Source organism: Streptomyces sp. NPDC028711, from assembly GCF_055565415.1.
In genome coordinates this window covers 146,723-165,185 of the sequence record NZ_JBVHUJ010000006.1, presented here as the reverse complement: position 1 = coordinate 165,185, position 18,463 = coordinate 146,723, and the positions used below count along the sequence as shown (strand labels likewise).

Genomic DNA, 18,463 nt, shown 5'->3' with positions numbered 1-18,463 from the left:
ACCCTACTGCGCGAGGGGATCACGGTGCGCCCGCACCGCCCCCGACCTCAGCCGTCCCACTGCTGTCGGGGTGGTCCCGGGGGCCGAAGCCGCCGAAGTCCCCTGTGTCGCCGAGGCGGACGAGGAAGGGACGCAGGCGCGTGTAGCGGATGACGGTGACCGAGGAGGGGTCGACGTGGAGGCGCTGGAAGTGGTCGAGGTGGAGGCCGAGGGCGTCGGCCACGATCGACTTGACGATGTCGCCGTGCGAGCACATGACGTAGCAGGCGTCCTCGCCGTACTCGGCCTCGATCCGCGCGTTCCAGTCGTGCACGGCGTCGACGGCGCGGGCCTGCATCGCGCGCATGGACTCGCCGCCGGGGAAGGCGGCGGCGGAGGCGTGCGCCTGGACGATCTCCATCAGCGGCTCGTCGTTCAGTTCGGCCAGCTTGCGGCCCGACCAGTCGCCGTAGTCGCACTCGTTGATCCGGTCCTCGACGTGCAGCGGGAGGTCCGGGCGGGCTTCGAGGAGGGGCCGTACGGTCTCCCGGCAGCGCTGGAGGGGGCTGGAGACGACGGCGGCGAGCGGGACGTCCGCGAGGCGCCCGGGGAGCGCGGCCGCCTGCGCGGCCCCCCGCTCGTCGAGGGAGATCCCGGGCGTGCGCCCGGCGAGGACCCCGGAGGTGTTGGCGGTGGAGCGTCCGTGCCGGACGAGGATCAGCGTGGCCATGGCGGCCAGCCTAGGCGGTGTCCTGTTGATCGGGCCGGGCTCCCGGCACCCGCGTCCCGCCGCCGGTGGCCGGTCGACACCCCGTGGGGAGGGATCCGGAGGGGTCCGCGTGTGCATGGCGGGGCCGTTCGGGGGGAGAATGCGGCGCGTGATCGTCGACTCTGCCATCTATCGGGACGGGCGCCGCACGGACGGGCCCGCCGACCTCTCGGACGCCCTGGACGAGGCGCGGGCCAGCGGTGACGCCTTCCTCTGGGTGGGGCTCCACGAGCCGACGGAGGCGGAGTTCGACCACGTCACCTCCGAGTTCGCGCTGCACCCGCTGGCCGTGGAGGACGCCCTGAAGGCGCACCAGCGGCCCAAGCTCGAGGTCTATGACGACAGCCTGTTCGCGGTGCTCAAGCCGATCGTGTACGAGCCGGCGAGCGACCGGGTCTCCTCGGGCGAGCTGATGCTGTTCGTGGGCGACTCGTTCGTGGTGACGGTCCGGCACGGCGAGGGCGCGCCGCTCGCGGAGGTGCGCCGCCGTCTGGAAGCGGATCCGGAGCTGCTGAAGCACGGGCCGACGGCGGTCCTGTACGCGGTGAGCGACGCGATCGTGGACCACTACCTCGATGTGGCGGGTGAGCTCCAGGTGGACCTGGAGGAGCTGGAGGCGGACGTCTTCGCGCCCACCGGGGGCAATCCTGCGAACACGGCGGAGCGGATCTACACGGCGAAGCGGCAGGTCCTGGAGTTCCGCCGGGCCAGCGGTCCGCTCGCGGGTCCGCTGGCCCGGCTCACGGCCGGTTCGGTGCCGTTCGTGAACGAGCGCTCGCAGCCGTTCTTCCGGGACGTCAACGACCATCTGCTGCGCTCCAACGAGCAGGTGGAGGGGCTCGACCGGCTCCTGTCCGACGTGCTGTCGGCCCATCTCGCGCAGATGGGGGTGCGGCAGAACGACGACATGCGGAAGATCTCGGCCTGGGCGGCCATGGCGGCGGTCCCCACGATGGTCGCCGGGATCTACGGCATGAACTTCGACCACATGCCGGAGCTGCGCTGGGTGGGCTCGTACCCGGTGGTGATCGTCGTGATGACGGGCATCGTCCTCGGGCTCTACCGGCTGTTCAAGCGGCGCGGCTGGATGTGAGGCCCCGCCCCGGGAACCGGCGGGGGGCTCACGGGGGTTCAGTAGGCGGGGGCGGGGGTCGCGGGTCCGCCGAGGGCGTCGAGCCGCTCGGGCATCCGCAGGTCGACCATGTTGTGCCATCCCGCGGCGCGCTCGTACACGTACATGCCGCGGATGCCGGCGGCGAGGGCGGCGGCCTTGGGCCGGGGCCAGCGCAGGATCCGCCCCATGTGACGCATCACGGCGAGGCTGACGTCGCGGTAGACCTGGATCTCGACGAGGGCGGACTCGCGCAGGGTCCGGTGGATGAGCCGGCCGTGGCCCTCGCGGGCGAGGCGGAGCAGTTCCTCGTGGCAGTAGGCGAGGTGGTTCGCCTCGTCGTGGTCGATCATGTGGATGGCCCTGCCGAGTTCGGGATGGTCCCCGAAGTACGTGACGAGCATGTCCATCTGGTCGGCTGCCCGCTGCTCGGTGACCCGGCTGTGGGCGAGGTAGACGATGATGTCCCGCTCGGTGAGCGGCTCGTCGCGGCGCAGCTTGTCGTGCGCGAGGCCGATGCCGCGTTGTTCGAGCAGCATCGTGTAGTCGGTGTCGGGAGGGACGGGGACGGGTTCGAGGCCGCGCTTCTTCATCAACGCGTTGAAGATCCGGCCGTGCTTGTCCTCGTCGGCCCCGTGCCGGGTGATCTTGGGTGCGAGCTCCCGCATGCCGGGCGCGACGAGGGCCGCGATCCGGGCGTTCTCCCAGCCGCCCTGGGTCTCACCGCTCGCCGCGATGGAGCAGAAGAGCCGGAAGGACTCGTCGTTGTCGATGATCTCCTGGAACAGACCCTTGGCCGTGAGCATCGCCGCCACCTCCGTGCGTGTCCGCACTCCGTACGCCCCCGGGGACAGAACGAGTCAAAGACGGTCCGGGGCGGCGGGCAACAGGAGGGGCGCCCGACTCGGCCGAAAGAGTGAGTGCCGGGGGCGTAACCGGGGACCCCGCGGAGCCGTTGTGCTGCGTGACGGCCGTGGCGGGGAAGACCCCCGAGCCCCCACCACGGCCGCGGACCTCTTCTCTCCACGGCGCTCCGGGCTACGCCAGACCCGCCCGCTCCATGGCCTCCACGCCCGCCCGCAGGGCCGCCACCCGCTCGTCCAGGGTGAAGCCGGCCGGGGCGAGGGTGAGGGTGGTGACACCGGCCTCGGCGTAGGCCGTCATCCGGTCGGCGATCCGCTCGACGGAGCCGAGCAGCGCGGTCTGGTCGATGAGGCTGTGGGGCACGGCGGCCGCGGCGCCCGTCTTGTCGCCTGCCAGGTACTTGTCCTGGATCTCGGCGGCCTCCTTCTCGTAGCCCATGCGCCGCGCGAGCTGGTTGTAGAAGTTCTGCTTGCGGCTGCCCATGCCGCCGACGTAGAGCGCGGTGTACGGGCGGAACACTCCCGCGAGGGCCTCGACGTCGTCGCCGAGGGCGAGCGGGACGGTGGGACAGACGTCGAAGCCGTCCATCGTCAGACCGGCCTTCTCGCGGCCCGCGCGCAGCGGCCGGAGCGCGGTCTCCTCCAGGTGGGCGGCGGAGGGGAAGATCAGCAGGGCGCCGTCGGCGATCTCGCCGGTCTGCTCCAGGTTCTTGGGGCCGATCGCGGCGATGTACAGCGGGATGTGCTCCCGCTGCGGGTGGACGGTGAGCTTGATGGGCTTGCCGGGGCCGTCGGGGAGCGGCAGGGTCCAGTGCTCCCCGTCGTGGGTGAGGCGCTCGCGGGACATCGCCTTGCGGACGATCTCGACGTACTCACGGGTCCTGGCGAGCGGCTTGTCGAACTTGACGCCGTACCAGCCCTCGGAGACCTGCGGCCCCGAGACGCCGAGACCGAGGCGGAAACGGCCGCCGGTGAGCGAGTCGAGGGTCGCGGCGGTCATCGCCGTCATGGCGGGCTGACGGGCGGGGATCTGCATGATCGCGGAGCCGACGTCGATGCGTTCGGTCTTCGCCGCGACCCAGGCGAGGACGGTGGGGGCGTCGGAGCCGTACGCCTCGGCGGCCCAGCAGACGTCGTAGCCGAGGCGGTCCGCCTCCTGGGCGACGGCGAGATTGTCGCCGTCCATACCGGCGCCCCAGTAGCCGAGGTTGATGCCGAGCCGCATGTCCACGCACCCCTTACCCATCGGTAACGTCCCTGTGGGCCGGACTCTAGCGCGCGGTCGGGCGATCCGTCAGGACGCGGTTGTCCACAGGCTCTCTCCGCGTGGTGCCCTGGCCAGTAATCTCGCGCCCATGGAGCAGAGGCATCTCGGACGTACCGGCCTGCGTGTGTCGCGCATCGGACTCGGCACCCTCACCTGGGGCCGGGACACCGACGAGCACGACGCCGCCGAGCAGTTGAAGTCGTTCTGGGACGCGGGCGGCACGCTCGTCGACACCGCCGACGTGTACGGCGGGGGCGAGGCGGAGTATCTGCTCGGCCGCCTCATGGAGCGGCTCGTCCCCCGGCAGGACCTCGTCCTGTCGACGAAGGCGGGCAGCGTGCCGGACCCCGACCGGCGGACGGACGGCTCGCGCGGCCATCTGCTCGCCGCGCTCGACGCGTCCCTCGCCCGGCTCGGCACCGACCACGTGGACCTGTGGCAGCTGCACGCCTTCGACCCGCACACGCCCCTGGAGGAGTCGCTCCAGGCGCTCGACATCGCCGTACGCAGCGGGCGGGCGCGGTACGCGGGCGTGGCGAACTTCTGCGGCTGGCAGCTCGCCAAGGCGGGCACCTGGCAGCTCGGCGGGGACCGGACCCGGCTCGCGGGGGCGCAGTTGGAGTACTCGCTGCTCCAGCGCGGTGTGGAGCGCGAGGTGCTGCCGGCCGCGCAGGACCTCGGGATAGGCCTGCTGCCGTCCTCGCCGCTTGGACGCGGGGTCCTGACGGGCAAGTACCGCGGCGGGACGCCCACGGACTCGCGGGGCGCGTCGGAGACGATGGCGCCGTTCGTCGAGCCGTATCTCGACGTGGCCGCGAGCCGGATCGTGGACGCGGTCGCGACGGCGGCCGACGGACTCGCGTCGACCCCGCTGCACGTGGCGCTCGCCTGGGTCCGTGACCGGCCGGGAGTGACCGCCCCGATCGTCGGCGCGCGCACGGCGCGGCAGCTCACGGCCGCGTTGTCGGTGGAGACCCTTAGTCTTCCTGACGAGATCTGTCGGGCGCTGGACGATGTGTCGGCGCCCGTGCACCGCTATCCGGATCACGACTGGAGCACCTTGTGACCGAGCCTTCCGGGGAGACCGCGCCCGAGGCCGTGGAGCCCGCCGAGAACCTGCAGGAGGATGCCGTCGGGACCCCGGGCCCCGAAGCGACCGAGGAGCCGGGCGGCACGGCCGAAGAGCCCGGTGCCGCCGAGGAGCCCGCCGAGGGGTCGGGTACGGCCGAAGGGCCCGGTGCCGCCGAGGAACCGGCCGGTGGGTCGGGTACCGCCGAGGGCGTCGCCGCCGCCGAGTTGAGTGACGCGCAGGCCGAGCTCGCCGCGCAGCGGGAGCTGCGGGCCAGGATCGAGGCGCGGAAGGCCGAGAAGGAGGGGCCGGTCGTCAGCGGCACCAAGCTGAGCGGCACGGCGGCCGACCTGCTCGCCGCCGTCCGGGCCGTGGAGGGCGGCGCCGCATCGGGCAGCGCGTTCTACGAGGCCCCCGAGCCGGCGCCCCGGCGCCCCGCGCCCGAGACGGCCCCCACCGTGACCGTACGGCCTCCGGCACCGGTCCCCCCGTCCGAGCCCGCGCCCGGCACCACGGCCGCCGTGCGGGAGGTCCTCGCCAAGGGCGGCGCCCCCGAGGCGCTGGCCGGGCAGGTCGCCGCCGCGCTCGGCGAGGGCGCGGCGGCGGCCCTGCTCGACGACCCGTGGCTGCTGCTCACGGTGCCCGGGGTGCGCCCGGAGCAGGCCGACGGCTTCGCGCGGGCGCTGCTCGGCCCCGCGTGCGGCCCCGACGACCCGCGCCGGACCCTCGCCCTGACGGTGTGGCTCCTGGAGCGGGCCGCGCTCCAGGGGCACACGGCCCTTGAGATCCAGGCCGTCCGCGCCGGACTCGCCGGGCACGCGGTGCCCGATCCGGAGTCCGCCGTCGAGGAGGCGGTCTCGGCGGGCGCCGTCCTCGTCTTCCAGGAGGAGGAGACGGCGGAGGAGCAGCCCGAGGAGGACGAGGAGAGCGCGGAGGACTCGATGCCCGCGGAGGCCGGCGACGAGGGACCGGCCGCGCCCGTGCTGCTCGGGCTCGACCGGTACGCACTGGCCGAGGAGAGCCTCGCGGACGCGCTCGCCCGGCTGGTCAGGACGGTGAAGCCCGCCGAGTGGGACGGCTCCGAGCTGGAGCGCGCGGCCGGTGCGCACGGCCTCGTCCTGCACACGGGCGGCGAGGCGTCCCGCGCCGAGCCGGTGGCGCTGGCTGTGGCCGCCCAGGCGCGCGGCCTCCGTGCCCTGATCACCGTCCACGCGGACGACGGGCGGCGCACGGCCGCCGCCGCCGGGGTGAACGTGGTCACGGTCGCCGATCTGCTCTCCGGGGCGGTCGGTCCCGGCCGCGACGAGGAGGGCGCGCTCGCCCTCGACCTCCTCGTGGTGCTCGACGCCCCGCAGCTGGACGTGGAGACGGCCGCCGTGCTGCTTGAGTCGCTGCCCGACGGTTGCCGTCTGGTGCTGAGCGGCGACCCGGAGGTGCTCGGCGCGCCGGGTGCCGGTCAGGTCTTCGCCGACGTGCTCGCGGCCCGGGTGTGCCCGCGGATCGCCTCGCGCCTGCCCGACCCGGGGCCGCTCGGCGAGCTGGTCTCGGGCATCGGCGCCGGCGAGTTGAACCAGGTCGAGGCGCCCGGCAAGGAGATCGTGATCGTCCCGGTGCGGGACGCGGGCGAGGCCGTGCACCGTACGGTCCAGCTGGTGGCCGACTCGGTGCCGCGGGCGATCGGGGTGCCCTCCGAGCAGACACAGGTCGTGACGGTCGGACACGGCGGCTCGGCCGGTACGCGCGCGCTGAACGCCGCCCTCAAGCAGCGGCTCAACCCGGGCCCCGGCCGCTTCGGCGGCTACGACATCGGCGACCGGGTGGCGTACGCGCCGGCGCCGGGCCGGACGGTGACGGGCACGGTGCTGTCGGCCGACGCGGAGGGCCTGCGGCTGCGGTGCGGGGACGAGGCGCTCCTCGTACCGAAGGAGCGGGTGGAGTCGACGCTGCGGCACGGCTGGGCGGTCACCGCGCACCAGGCCGCCGGGACGCGCTGGCCCGCGGTGGTCGTGGTGCTGCCCGGTGACGCGGCCGGCGGCCTGAGCAGGGCCTGGGTGTACACGGCCTTCGGCCGGGCGGAGCGCCATCTGTCGGTCGTGCACGGTGTCGACCAGGCGCTGCCCCGCGCGGTGTCCGAGGGGGTGGCTCCGGAGCGTACGACGCGGCTGCGGCCGCTTCTGGCGGCGCTGCTCGCCACGCCCGAGGAGTAGGACCGGCCGGGCGGAACGGCGGAGGGCCGGACACCGATCGCGGTGTCCGGCCCTCCGCCGTCTCCCCCTCAGGAGTCGGAGCCTCCGGGCCCTTCGTCCTCGTCGTGGTCCCCGTCGTCGTCCTCTTCCTCGTCGAAGACGGAGCTGACGTCGAAGCGGCAGACGATCCGCTCCGGGTCGGCGTGCTCGAAGGGGGCGTTGAGCCACTCCCCCGGTTCCGGGAGTTCCTCGGCGGCGGTGACCCAGAGCGTGGAATCGCCCTCCTCCAGGCCGAACTCCTTGTGCCGGGAGGCGATCTCGTCCGGTTCGTACTCGCCGAAGAGCACGCCGAGCGCGGCGAGCGGCGAGACACCGGCCCTGGCGGCCGGCCCCGGGGTGTCCGTGTCGCCCTCGATCTCGGCGACGCGGCGGGCCTGGGCGAGCAGCCGTTGCGGTTCCGCCACGGCGTAGTCGCGGCGGATCAGCAGGCTGAGGGCATGGGGTTCGTCAGGTCCGGAGTAGGGCGGCAGGGCGCCGTCCGCTCCGGGGATCTCGAAGGGAGTGACCTCGTCGTAGCGGTCGTAGAGGAGTTCGTCGTACGCCTCGGCCGCCGTGGCGAGGGCGTTGAAGGCTTCGTAGACGGCCGTGTCGTCGTCCCCCGTGCGGCGTTCGACCGCCGCGAGGTGACGGTCCAGTGCGGCTTTGACCGCCTCGGCGGCGGCACGTACCTCGGCAGCGGTGGGCTGCGCAGCATCAGACATGGGACAGACGCTATCCGTACCGGGCCGGTGCCCGCACAATAGATGCGATGCCGGAATACGAATTTGTCGACGTGTACGTGCCGCGAGGGGTCTCCCGCAAGGAGGCGACGCGGCTGTTGACCGACCATGCCGAGTACGGACACTGGGAGTTGGACCGTCTGAGCCTGCACCGCGACGGGAGCCGCAGAGTGCGGCTGAAGCGGCGGATCATCCGCCAGGTCCGGGCGACCTGGTAGCGAGAACAGGACAACGAGAAGGGGCCCCGCGGTCTGCGGGGCCCCTGTGCGTGGTGCGTCGGGCTCAGGCCGCGCTGCGGGTGCGGCGGTAGATCAGCGCACCGGCGAGCAGCAGTCCGGCGCCGGCGGGGAGGATCACGCCGAGCGGACCGGAACCGGTCTCGGCGAGCTCCTCGATGGCACGGGGCGGGGTGACGCCGTGCTCACCGGGGGTGTTCGAGCCACCCTCGTCGCCGGGGAGTCCGGGCGTGCCCGGGGTGCCGGGGTTACCGGGGGTGCCAGGGTTACCGGGGTTCCCCGGATTACCGGGGTTGCCGGGGTTGCCCGGATTCCCGGGGTTCCCGGGGTTCCCGGGGTTCCCGGGGTTCCCGGGGTTCCCGGGGTTACCGGGGTTGCCGGGGTTGCCCGGCTCCTCCTCCCCGTATCCCGTGTCCCCGCCGTTCGCGCAGTCGTTGCCCCCGGCGGCGTTGCCGAGGCCGATGCCGGTGACGCTGTTGCCGCACGCGTTCACCGGAACGTCGACCGGCACCTCGACGGTGTTGCCGGAGCCCACGCCCGGCGAGTCACTGGTGTGCCCGCCGGCGGAGGAGCCGCCGCCCGGCTTGCCGGGCTTCGAGGTGTTGGCACAGGTGTTGCCCATCGCCGGATTCAGCAGTCCGACGACGTTGACGGTGTTTCCGCAGACGTTGACCGGCACGTGCACCGGGACCTGGACGGAGTTTCCGGACGCGATGCCCGGGGAATTCGTGGCCGCACCGTTCGCGCCGGAATCGGCGTGCGCATAACCGCCGCCGACCGCGGCGAATACGCCTCCGGCGGCCGCAACGGTGATAAGACCCTTGCGGGTGACCTGTCGCATAGCTTGTTCCCTGCCTGCTCGGCTTCGAAAGAGTGCCACCGGGCGGAACGCCCGGGGCGGGAAATGGCGACCGGCCCCGGAGTGCATGGCACGCACTCCGGGGCCGGACCGGCTCACACCCTCACGGGGCGAGGCTCAACGTCAGGCGTTGACGCAGGTGTTGCCGAAGGCGGGGTTCAGCAGGCCGGCCACGGAGACCGTGTTGCCGCACAGGTTCACCGGGATGTGAATGGGCACCTGGACGACGTTGCCCGAGAGGATACCGGGGGAAGCGATGGCGGCACCCTGGGCACCCGAGTCCGCAACGGCCATGCCCGCACCCGCGAGCACGAGACCGCCAGTGGCAGCCGCAGCAGCGACGACCTTCTTGAGCATTGTTCCTCCTAGTTGGAAATGCGGCCCCAGCCGCGGACCGCACACCTGTAACGAGGGGGAAAGGAGTGGGCTACGAACCTACAAGTTCATTCACTCTTTTCGGTGAAATTCAAACGCGCGCCCGAATTCAGCAGGCGTCGATGAAGCGATCCAGGACCCGGGCGCCGAACTTCAGACCGTCCACCGGCACCCGCTCGTCCACGCCGTGGAACATGCCGGCGAAGTCGAGCTCCGGCGGCAGCTGGAGCGGGGCGAAGCCGAAGCAGCGGATGCCGAGGTCGTCGAAGGACTTCGCGTCGGTGCCGCCGGAGAGCATGTACGGCACGGCGCGGGCGATCGGGTCCTCGGCGCGCAGCGCCAGCTGCATGGCGTCCACCAGGGCCCCGTCGAAGTCGGTCTCCAGGGCCTTGTCGCCGTGCACGTCCTCGCGCTTCACGTTCGGGCCGAGGATCCGGTCGAGATCGGCGAGGAACTCCTGCTCGTAGCCGGGCAGGAAGCGCCCGTCGACGTGCGCGGTGGCCTGGCCGGGGATCACGTTCACCTTGTAGCCGGCGCCGAGCATGGTGGGGGCGGCCGAGTTCCGCAGGGTGGCGCCGACCATCTTGGCGATGCCGCCGAGCTTGGCGAGGGTGCCCTCCATGTCCTCGGGGTCGAGCGGGGTGCCGAGCGCGTCCGAGAGCTCGTCGAGGAAGGAGCGCACGGTCTTGGTGACCCTCACCGGCCACTGGTGGCGGCCGAGGCGGCCCACGGCCTCGCAGAGCTCCGTGATCGCGTTGTCGTCGTTGGTCATCGAGCCGTGGCCGGCCGTGCCCTCGACGGTGAGCCGCATCCAGTGCATGCCCTTCTGGGCCGTCTCCACCAGGTAGAGGCGCAGGTTCTCGTTGACGGTGAAGGAGAAGCCGCCGACCTCGCCGATGGCCTCGGTGACCCCGTCGAACAGGTCCCGGTGCTTGTCGACCAGGTGCCGGGCGCCGTAGGTGCCGCCGGCCTCCTCGTCGGCGAGGAAGGCGAGGACGATGTCGCGCGGGGGCTTGCGGCCGCTGCGCAGCCGGTCGCGTACGACCGCGAGGGTCATCGCGTCCATGTCCTTCATGTCGACGGCGCCGCGCCCCCAGACGCAGCCGTCGGCGATCTCCCCGGAGAAGGGGTGGTGGGTCCAGTCCTCGGCGTTGGCCGGGACGACGTCGGTGTGGCCGTGGATGAGCAGGGCGGGCCGCGACGGGTCCTCGCCCTCGATGCGGGCGACGGTGGAGGCCCGCCCCTGGTGCGACTCGATGATCTTCGGCTCGAGGCCGACCTCGGCGAGCTTCTCGGCGATGTACTCGGCCGCCGCGCGCTCGCCGGGGCCGGAGTGGTCGCCGTAGTTGCTGGTGTCGATGCGGATGAGCTCGCTGCAGAGGTCCACGACCTCGTTCTCGGCGGTCTCGGCGGTGCCGCTTCGTCCCGTTTTCGACTCGCTCACGCTGCTTCCTCCCACTACGTGCCCCACATGATTGCTTCGATGCTCGCCCCATCCTCCCGCGTGGACCCCCGACCTGGGGTGGTGATCGACCACCCCGAATGTTTGCTATGGTTTTCCTCGTCGGAAGGGCCCAGCGGCCAGAAGACAGACACCTTGTCCGGGTGGCGGAATGGCAGACGCGCTAGCTTGAGGTGCTAGTGCCCTTTATCGGGCGTGGGGGTTCAAGTCCCCCCTCGGACACCAGCGAAAGACCCCACATCATGTGGGGTCTTTCTTGTTACGGCGGTTTCGGCGGTAGGACCCGGTGCGACGCAGATCCAAGGCCCCCTCCTCGCCCCTCCCCCAGCGGGACGGGATCGATCCGGTGCGGGTGCGGTTGCCGGAGGATCCCGAGGGGGTCTGGGGAACCGTACGGGAGCATCTGCTCGACCGGTACGCGGGCGCCATCGGTGCCGGTCGGGTCGAGGACATGCTGCTGACCGGCCGTTTCGTGGGCGCGGACGGCCCCGTCGGCGGGGACGAGCCGTACGCCGTGGGGCGGTACCTCTGGTTCCACCGGGACTTTCCCGAGGAGACGCCGGTGCCCTTCCCGATCGGGGTGGTGCACCGGGACGAGCGGATCGTGGTCGCCGACAAGCCGCACTTCCTGGCGACGATGCCCCGGGGCCGGCACGTCACGGAGACGGCGACGGCCCGGCTGCGGCGGGAGCTCGGCCTGCCGTCCCTGCAGCCCGCGCACCGCCTGGACCGGCTGACCGCGGGGCTCGTGCTGTTCGTCGTACGGGAGGAGGACCGGGGGGCGTACCAGACGCTGTTCCGGGACCGGCTCGTGCGCAAGGAGTACGAGGCGGTGGCGCCGTACGATCCGGCGGTCGCGCTGCCGGTGACGGTGCGGAGCCGGATCGAGAAGGAGCGGGGGGTGATGGCCGCCCGGGAGGTGCCGGGCGAGCCGAACAGCGAGAGCCGGATCGAGCTCGTCGGACACTCCGGAGGGCTCGGGCGGTACCGGCTGGTGCCGGTGACCGGGCGGACGCATCAGCTGCGGGTGCACATGAACGCCCTGGGGCTGCCGCTCCTGCACGATCCGGTCTATCCCGTCGTGCGCGAGGACGGGCCGGAGGACTTCTCGCGTCCGCTGCGGCTGCTCGCCCGGACGCTGGAGTTCACCGACCCGTTCACGGGTGTGGCGATGCGCTTCGAGAGCCGGCTGGCTCTCAGTGGCCCCTGCTGAGCCACTCCTCCAGGTGCGGGGCCTCGGCGCCGATCGTGGTGGTGTCGCCGTGGCCGGTGCGGACCACCGTCTCCGGTGGCAGGGTCAGGAGCTTCTCGCGGATCGAGTCCACGATCGTCGGGAAGTCCGAGAAGGACCGGCCGGTGGCGCCGGGGCCGCCCTGGAAGAGGGTGTCGCCGGTGAAGACCGTGCCGAGCTCGGGGGCGTACAGGGAGACCGCTCCGGGCGCGTGGCCCGGGGTGTGCAGGACGGTGAGGTCGGTGCCTGCGATGGTCAGGACCTGGCCGTCGGCGAGGTCGCCGTCGGGGCTGTGGTCGGGGTGGGTGAGCTTCCACAGCGGCTGGTCGGCGGGGTGGAGCAGGATGCGGGCGCCGGTGGCGGCCGCGAGCGCCGGGGCCGCGTCGATGTGGTCGTCGTGGGCGTGGGTGCAGACGATGGCGCGCAGCGTGCGGCCGTCGAGGGCGGCCAGGATGGCCCCGGCGTCGTGGGCGGCGTCGATGACGATGGCCTCGGAGTCGTCGCCGACGATCCAGACGTTGTTGTCGACGTCCCAGGTGCCGCCGTCGAGGCTGAAGGTGCCGGAGGTGACGAGGTGGTCGATGCGGGCGGCCATCACAGCACCACCACCGAGCGGAGGACGTCGCCCTCGTGCATGCGGGCGAAGGCCTTCTCGACGTCGCCGAGGGCGATGGTCTCGGTGACGAAGGCGGCGAGGTCGATGCGGCCCTGCTGGTGCAGGTCGACGAGCATCGGGAAGTCGCGGGAGGGCAGGCAGTCGCCGTACCAGGAGGACTTGAGCGCGCCGCCGCGGCCGAAGACGTCGAGGAGCGGGAGTTCCAGCTTCATCTCGGGGGTGGGGACGCCGACGAGGACGACGGTGCCGGCGAGATCGCGGGCGTAGAAGGCCTGCCGGTACGTCTCGGGGCGGCCGACGGCCTCGATGACGACGTCGGCGCCGAAGCCGCCGGTGAGTTCGCGGATCGCCTCGACGGGGTCGGTGGAGCGGGAGTTGACGGTGTGGGTCGCGCCCATCGTCCTCGCGGTCTCCAGCTTCCGGTCGTCGATGTCGACGGCGATGATCCTCGCGGCTCCGGCGAGGCGGGAGCCGACGATCGCCGCGTCGCCGACGCCGCCGCAGCCGATGACGGCGACGGTGTCGCCGCGGCCGACGTTCCCGGTGTTGATCGCGGCGCCGATGCCGGCCATCACGCCGCAGCCGAGGAGGCCCGCGACCTCGGGGGCGACGGCGGGGTCGACCTTGGTGCACTGGCCGGCGGCGACGAGGGTCTTCTCGGCGAAGGCGCCGATGCCGAGGGCCGGGGAGAGCTCCGTGCCGTCGAGGAGGGTCATCCGCTGCTTCGCGTTGTGGGTGTCGAAGCAGTACCAGGGGCGGCCTCGCCGGCACGCACGGCACTGGCCGCACACCGCGCGCCAGTTGAGGATCACGTAGTCGCCGGGGGTGACGTCGGTGACGCCCTCGCCGACCGACTCGACGATTCCCGCGGCCTCGTGGCCGAGGAGGAAGGGGAACTCGTCGTTGATGGCGCCCTGTTTGTAGTGGAGATCGGTGTGGCAGACGCCGCAGGCCTGGATCTTCACGACGGCCTCACCGGGGCCGGGGTCGGGGATGACGATCGTCTCGACCCGTACCGGTTCGTTCCTGCCGGGGGCGATGACCCCCTGTACGTGCTGTGGCATCGCGAACTTCCCTTCCTCCGACCGGATCTTGTAAGGCTCTTGCGTACCACTATCTCCTGACAAAAGGCGAGACCCCCGCAGGCTGTGCCTGCGGGGGTCTCGCCCGGTCCCGTGGGGGGAGGTCAGTCGCGGTTCGCCGCGGCGGTCGTACGGACCCGCTTGCGGACGAGGAACCAGCCGCCGACGAGGGCCGCCGCGATGAGCGGCAGGCAGTTGACGGTGGTGCGGCTGATGCCGCCGTCCATCCACATGAGGACGAGGACGGAGCCGAGGAAGACGAGGGTCACGATCTGGGTGTACGGGGCCCAGGGCAGGTTGTAGCCGGGGCGGGTGAGCTTGCCCTCCTGGGCGTTTCGCCAGAACAGGAGCGAGCAGACCATGATCATGGCCCAGGTGCCGATGATGCCGATGGAGGCGAAGTTGAGGACCAGCTCGAAGGCCTCGCCGGGCATCACGTAGTTGAGCGCGACACCCATGACGCCGAAGGCGGCGGTGAGCAGGATGCCGCCGTAGGGGACGCCGCCCTTGTTCATCACGCCGGTGAACTTCGGAGCGGAGCCGGAGAGCGACATGGAGCGCAGGATGCGGCCGGTGGAGTAGAGGCCCGAGTTGAGGCTGGAGAGCGCGGCCGTGAGGACGACGAGGTTCATCACGCCGGCGGCGCCGGGGATGCCCAGCTTGTCGAAGACGGTGACGAAGGGGCTCTGGTCCCCGGAGTACGCGGTGTACGGGAGGATCAGCGCGAGCAGGACGACGGAGCCGACGTAGAAGAGGCCCACGCGCCACATGATCGAGTTGATCGCCTTCGGCATGATCTTCTCGGGGTTCTCGGTCTCGCCGGCGGCGACGCCGCAGAGCTCGACGGAGGCGTAGGCGAAGACGACGCCCTGGATGAGCAGCAGCATCGGCATCATGCCGTTGGGGAAGATGCCGCCGTTGTCGCTGATGTTGGCGAGGCCCGGGGTGCTGCCGCCGACGTCGTGCGAGGTCACGACGAGGAAGATGCCGATGAGCATGAAGGCGACGAGGGCGCCGACCTTGATGATCGCGAACCAGAACTCCATCTCGCCGAAGTACTTCACGGAGATGAGGTTGGCGGCGAGGACGACCGCGAGGGCGATCAGGGCGAGGATCCACTGCGGGACGTCGCTGAACATCGCCCAGAAGTGGGCGTAGGTGGCGGCCGCGGTGATGTCGGCGACGGCGGTGGTCGACCAGTTGAGGAAGTACAGCCAGCCGGCCGTGTAGGCGCCCTTCTCGCCCATGAACTCTCGGGCGTAGGAGACGAAGGCGCCGGAGGAGGGGCGGTAGAGCACCAGCTCGCCGAGGGCGCGCACCACGAAGAAGGCGAAGACGCCGCAGACGGCGTAGGCGATGAAGAGGGAGGGTCCTGCCTGGGACATCCGGCCGCCGGCGCCCAGGAAGAGGCCGGTGCCGATGGCGCCGCCGATGGCGATCATGTTGATGTGCCGGGACTTGAGGTCCTTGCGGTATCCGGCGTCGCCGGCGTCGACGTGGGGGGCGGCCGGGTTCGCCGGTGCGGCGGACAGCGGGTCGGCCGCGGTGACGCGGTCACTCATGGAGTTGTTCGCCTTCGTGAGGGGGGGCAGTGCGGTACCCGGCCGTGCCTCGTGGGGGTCTCCCGGCACGGCCAGCGGACATCCTCACGGCAAGGGGCGCCCCCTGACTGTGGCGCATGTCACTGAACGCCCATATTTGAGCTAGTTCAGAGCTTTACGGGCCTCTTACGGCGTCGTGAAGGGGGGCTTGCGGGGGTCTTACGGGGCGAGGACGTCCAGTTCCTGGAGGGCGCCGACCGCGATCTGGCGGGTGAGCTCCTCGGCGCGGGCCGCGTTCCGCTCCCGTACGGCCTCGGCGACCTGGACGTGGAGGGTGACGGCGGCCGGGTCGGGGTCCTCGAACATCACGTGGTGGTGGGTGCGGCCGGTGAGGACCTCGGCGACGACGTCGCCGAGGCGGGCGAACATCTCGTTCCCCGAGGCGTTGAGCACGACCCGGTGGAAGGCGATGTCGTGGACGAGGTACTCCTCCAGGCGCCGGCCGCGCGAGGTGGCGACCATGCCGAGGGCCTGTTCGGTGAGCTGGCGGCACTGCTCCGGGGTGGCGTTCTCCGCGGCCAGGCCGGCGGCGACGGGTTCGACGGCGGAGCGGAGCACGGTCAGGGAGCGGAGCTGGCGGGGGCGGTCGGCGCCGGCCAGGCGCCAGCGGATGACCTGGGGGTCGTACACGTTCCAGCTCGCCGTGGGGAGGACGGTCACGCCGACGCGGCGGCGGGACTCGACGAGGTGCATGGACTCGAGGACGCGGACGACCTCGCGGATCACGGTCCGGGAGACGTCGAAGCGCTGGGCGAGCTCGTCGGTGCGCAGCACGGTGCCGGGCGGATACTCCCCGGCGGTGATCGCCAGGCCCAGGGTGGCGAGGACGTGGGAGTGGAGCCCCTGGGCCGGTGTCGTCATGACAGCAAGCCTATGCGGGCCCGGCTCGTTGATCACATCGGGAATTAAAAGTACTACTTTTATGTCACAGCCTCTTGAATACGTCGTACCCAATGGGTTTCATGAGCGCGACGGGTCGATGTCGAAGAAGACAGCGAGGCAGCACCATGAGCACCACCCCCCACCCCCAGGCACGGACGGTCGTCGTCGTGATGGGCGTCGCAGGAACCGGCAAGACGACGATCGGCCCCCTGGTCGCCGAAGCGCTGGGCCTCCCCTACGCGGAGGGCGACGACTTCCACCCTGCGGCGAACGTCGCCAAGATGTCCGCCGGCATCCCCCTGGACGACACCGACCGGGAGCCCTGGCTCGACGCCATCGGCGCCTGGGCACACGACCGGGCCGGGCTCGGCGGCGTGGTGAGCAGCTCCGCGCTGAAGCGGAGCTACCGGGACCGGCTGCGCGCCGCGGCCCCCGGCGTGGTCTTCCTCCATCTGACCGGCGACCGGGAGCTCATCGAGCGGCGCATGGGCTCCCGTACGGGCCACTTCATGCCGACGGCGCTTCTCGACTCCCAGTTCGCCACCCTGCAGCCGCTGCAGGACGACGAGGCCGGCGTCGCCGTCGACGTGTCCGGCACGCCAGAAGAAATCACCGCCAGGGCCGTCGCCGCGCTGCGCCGGCTCGCCCACTGACCGCAGAGGAACCCACCGTGACCAGTCTCAGCGTCGAGATCCTGGCAGCGGACGCCGCCGAGCCGATCACCTCGGCAGGCAACGCCCAGCTCGGGATCGCCGTGCTCGCCGGCATCGCCGTCATCGTCCTGCTCATCACCAAGTTCAAGCTGCACGCGTTCCTGGCGCTGACCATCGGGTCGCTCGCCCTCGGCGCGTTCGCCGGGGCGCCGCTCGCCGACGCCATCAAGTCCTTCACCACCGGCCTCGGCAGCACCGTCGCCGGCGTCGGCGTCCTGATCGCGCTGGGCGCGATCCTCGGCAAGCTGCTCGCCGACTCGGGCGGCGCCGACCAGATCGTCGACACGATCCTGGCCAGGGCGAGCGGCAAGGCCATGCCCTGGGCGATGGTCCTCATCGCCTCCGTGATCGGCCTGCCGCTCTTCTTCGAGGTCGGCATCGTGCTGCTGATCCCGGTGGTCCTCATGGTCGCCAAGCGCGGCAACTACTCGCTGATGCGGATCGGCATCCCGGCCCTCGCCGGTCTGTCGGTGATGCACGGGCTCATCCCGCCGCACCCCGGCCCGCTCGTCGCGATCGACGCCGTCGGCGCCAACCTGGGCGTCACCCTCGCCCTCGGCCTGGTCGTCGCGATCCCGACCGTGATCATCGCGGGCCCGCTCTTCTCCCGGTACGCCGCCCGCTGGGTGGACATCCCGGCCCCCGAGCACATGATCCCCACCCGCCCCTCCGAGGACCTGGAGAAGCGCCCCGGCTTCGGCGTCACCGTCGTGACCGTGCTGCTGCCCGTCGTCCTGATGCTGGTCAAGGCGCTCGTGGACATCGTCGTCGACGACCCCGAGAACGGCGTCCAGAAGGTCACCGACGTCATCGGCTCGCCGCTGATCGCGCTGCTCGCCGCCGTCATAGTGGCCCTCTTCACCCTGGGCCGGGCGGCCGGCTTCACCAAGGAGCGGCTGTCCTCGACCGTCGAGAAGTCCCTCGCCCCGATCGCGGGCGTGCTGCTGATCGTCGGCGCCGGCGGCGGCTTCAAGCAGACCCTGATCGACATCGGCGTCGGCCAGATGATCCTGGACTTCTCCAAGAACTGGTCGATCCCGGCGCTGCTGCTCGCCTGGCTGATCGCGGTCGCGATCCGGCTCGCGACGGGCTCGGCGACGGTGGCGACCATCTCGGCCGCCGGCCTCGTCGCGCCGCTCGCGGCGGGCATGTCGACAAGCGAGACGGCACTCCTCGTGCTCGCCATCGGTGCGGGTTCGCTCTTCTTCAGCCACGTCAACGACGCGGGGTTCTGGCTGGTGAAGGAGTACTTCGGGATGAACGTCGGCCAGACGATCAAGACCTGGTCGGTGATGGAGACGATCATCTCGGTCGTGGGCATCGTGTTCGTGCTGCTCCTTTCGCTGGTGCTGTGACGTAGCTCCCCTGGTACGTCCCTGAGGG

18 protein-coding genes and 1 tRNA gene are annotated in these 18,463 nt (G+C 71.7%); 8 read left to right on the top strand and 11 right to left on the bottom strand.

Annotated features, from left to right (window positions below):
- Positions 1–19: 19 nt before the first annotated feature.
- A complete protein-coding gene (locus tag ACZ4VK_RS20620) occupies positions 20–709 on the bottom strand; it encodes a histidine phosphatase family protein (RefSeq protein WP_468353890.1) in 690 nt (229 codons plus the stop codon).
- Positions 710–848: 139 nt separating this feature from the next.
- Between ACZ4VK_RS20620 and ACZ4VK_RS20615 the strand changes: the two genes are divergently transcribed.
- Positions 849–1,841, top strand: a complete 993-nt coding sequence (locus ACZ4VK_RS20615) for a magnesium and cobalt transport protein CorA (RefSeq protein WP_468353888.1) — start codon at positions 849–851, stop codon at positions 1,839–1,841.
- 38 nt (positions 1,842–1,879) lie between these two features.
- Here ACZ4VK_RS20615 and ACZ4VK_RS20610 read toward each other — a convergent pair whose 3' ends face one another.
- Entirely contained in the window at positions 1,880–2,665 is a 786-nt protein-coding gene (locus ACZ4VK_RS20610) for a ferritin-like domain-containing protein (RefSeq protein ID WP_468353886.1), read from the bottom strand.
- Between the two features lie 232 nt (positions 2,666–2,897).
- Complete coding sequence (locus ACZ4VK_RS20605) at positions 2,898–3,947, bottom strand: LLM class F420-dependent oxidoreductase (protein ID WP_468353884.1); 1,050 nt, start codon at positions 3,945–3,947, stop codon at positions 2,898–2,900.
- 130 nt (positions 3,948–4,077) lie between these two features.
- Here ACZ4VK_RS20605 and ACZ4VK_RS20600 point away from each other — a divergent pair, with 130 nt between their 5' ends.
- Complete coding sequence (locus tag ACZ4VK_RS20600) at positions 4,078–5,055, top strand: aldo/keto reductase (RefSeq protein ID WP_468353882.1); 978 nt, start codon at positions 4,078–4,080, stop codon at positions 5,053–5,055.
- A complete protein-coding gene (locus ACZ4VK_RS20595) occupies positions 5,052–7,265 on the top strand; it encodes a helix-hairpin-helix domain-containing protein (protein ID WP_468353880.1) in 2,214 nt (737 codons plus the stop codon). Before ACZ4VK_RS20600 ends, ACZ4VK_RS20595 begins: the two co-directional genes overlap by 4 nt.
- A 68-nt stretch (positions 7,266–7,333) precedes the next feature.
- On the opposite strand, the gene ACZ4VK_RS20590 is transcribed toward ACZ4VK_RS20595, so the two are convergent.
- Positions 7,334–8,005, bottom strand: coding sequence for a hypothetical protein (locus ACZ4VK_RS20590; RefSeq protein ID WP_468353878.1), 672 nt, complete (start codon positions 8,003–8,005; stop codon positions 7,334–7,336).
- Between the two features lie 47 nt (positions 8,006–8,052).
- Here ACZ4VK_RS20590 and ACZ4VK_RS20585 point away from each other — a divergent pair, with 47 nt between their 5' ends.
- The gene (locus ACZ4VK_RS20585) at positions 8,053–8,241 is read left to right on the top strand and encodes a DUF5703 family protein (protein ID WP_015032473.1); all 189 of its coding nucleotides are present in this window, start codon (positions 8,053–8,055) and stop codon (positions 8,239–8,241) included.
- Between the two features lie 64 nt (positions 8,242–8,305).
- Here ACZ4VK_RS20585 and ACZ4VK_RS20580 read toward each other — a convergent pair whose 3' ends face one another.
- From ACZ4VK_RS20580 to ACZ4VK_RS20570, 3 genes are all read right to left on the bottom strand, one after another.
- On the bottom strand, positions 8,306–9,100 hold the full coding sequence (locus ACZ4VK_RS20580; protein ID WP_468353876.1) for a chaplin: 795 nt from the start codon (positions 9,098–9,100) through the stop codon (positions 8,306–8,308).
- Positions 9,101–9,241: 141 nt separating this feature from the next.
- On the bottom strand, positions 9,242–9,475 hold the full coding sequence (gene chpH / locus ACZ4VK_RS20575; RefSeq protein WP_468353874.1) for a chaplin ChpH: 234 nt from the start codon (positions 9,473–9,475) through the stop codon (positions 9,242–9,244).
- 127 nt (positions 9,476–9,602) lie between these two features.
- A complete protein-coding gene (locus tag ACZ4VK_RS20570) occupies positions 9,603–10,937 on the bottom strand; it encodes a M20/M25/M40 family metallo-hydrolase (RefSeq protein WP_468353872.1) in 1,335 nt (444 codons plus the stop codon).
- 155 nt (positions 10,938–11,092) lie between these two features.
- Here ACZ4VK_RS20570 and ACZ4VK_RS20565 point away from each other — a divergent pair.
- Both ACZ4VK_RS20565 and ACZ4VK_RS20560 read left to right on the top strand, forming a co-directional pair.
- A tRNA-Leu gene (locus ACZ4VK_RS20565) sits at positions 11,093–11,180 on the top strand.
- A gap of 61 nt (positions 11,181–11,241) precedes the next feature.
- The gene (locus tag ACZ4VK_RS20560; RefSeq protein WP_468353870.1) at positions 11,242–12,168 is read left to right on the top strand and encodes an RluA family pseudouridine synthase; all 927 of its coding nucleotides are present in this window, start codon (positions 11,242–11,244) and stop codon (positions 12,166–12,168) included.
- Here the strand turns inward: ACZ4VK_RS20560 and ACZ4VK_RS20555 are convergent.
- The 4 genes from ACZ4VK_RS20555 to ACZ4VK_RS20540 all read right to left on the bottom strand — a co-directional run bounded on the left by ACZ4VK_RS20555 (position 12,152) and on the right by ACZ4VK_RS20540 (position 16,346).
- Positions 12,152–12,781 (bottom strand): MBL fold metallo-hydrolase, encoded by a 630-nt coding sequence (locus ACZ4VK_RS20555; protein WP_468353868.1) that lies wholly within the window; start codon positions 12,779–12,781, stop codon positions 12,152–12,154. The two genes, ACZ4VK_RS20560 and ACZ4VK_RS20555, sit on opposite strands and share 17 nt — an antisense overlap.
- On the bottom strand, positions 12,781–13,866 hold the full coding sequence (locus ACZ4VK_RS20550) for an S-(hydroxymethyl)mycothiol dehydrogenase (RefSeq protein WP_468353866.1): 1,086 nt from the start codon (positions 13,864–13,866) through the stop codon (positions 12,781–12,783). Before ACZ4VK_RS20550 ends, ACZ4VK_RS20555 begins: the two co-directional genes overlap by 1 nt.
- 122 nt (positions 13,867–13,988) lie before the next feature.
- Positions 13,989–15,446, bottom strand: coding sequence for an amino acid permease (locus ACZ4VK_RS20545; RefSeq protein WP_468353864.1), 1,458 nt, complete (start codon positions 15,444–15,446; stop codon positions 13,989–13,991).
- A 198-nt stretch (positions 15,447–15,644) separates the two neighbouring features.
- Complete coding sequence (locus ACZ4VK_RS20540; protein WP_468353862.1) at positions 15,645–16,346, bottom strand: FadR/GntR family transcriptional regulator; 702 nt, start codon at positions 16,344–16,346, stop codon at positions 15,645–15,647.
- Between the two features lie 146 nt (positions 16,347–16,492).
- On the opposite strand from ACZ4VK_RS20540, the gene ACZ4VK_RS20535 reads away from it, so the two are divergent.
- Positions 16,493–17,020, top strand: a complete 528-nt coding sequence (locus ACZ4VK_RS20535) for a gluconokinase (RefSeq protein WP_468353860.1) — start codon at positions 16,493–16,495, stop codon at positions 17,018–17,020.
- Positions 17,021–17,037: 17 nt separating this feature from the next.
- A complete protein-coding gene (locus tag ACZ4VK_RS20530; RefSeq protein ID WP_468353858.1) occupies positions 17,038–18,435 on the top strand; it encodes a GntP family permease in 1,398 nt (465 codons plus the stop codon).
- Positions 18,436–18,463 lie beyond the last annotated feature (28 nt).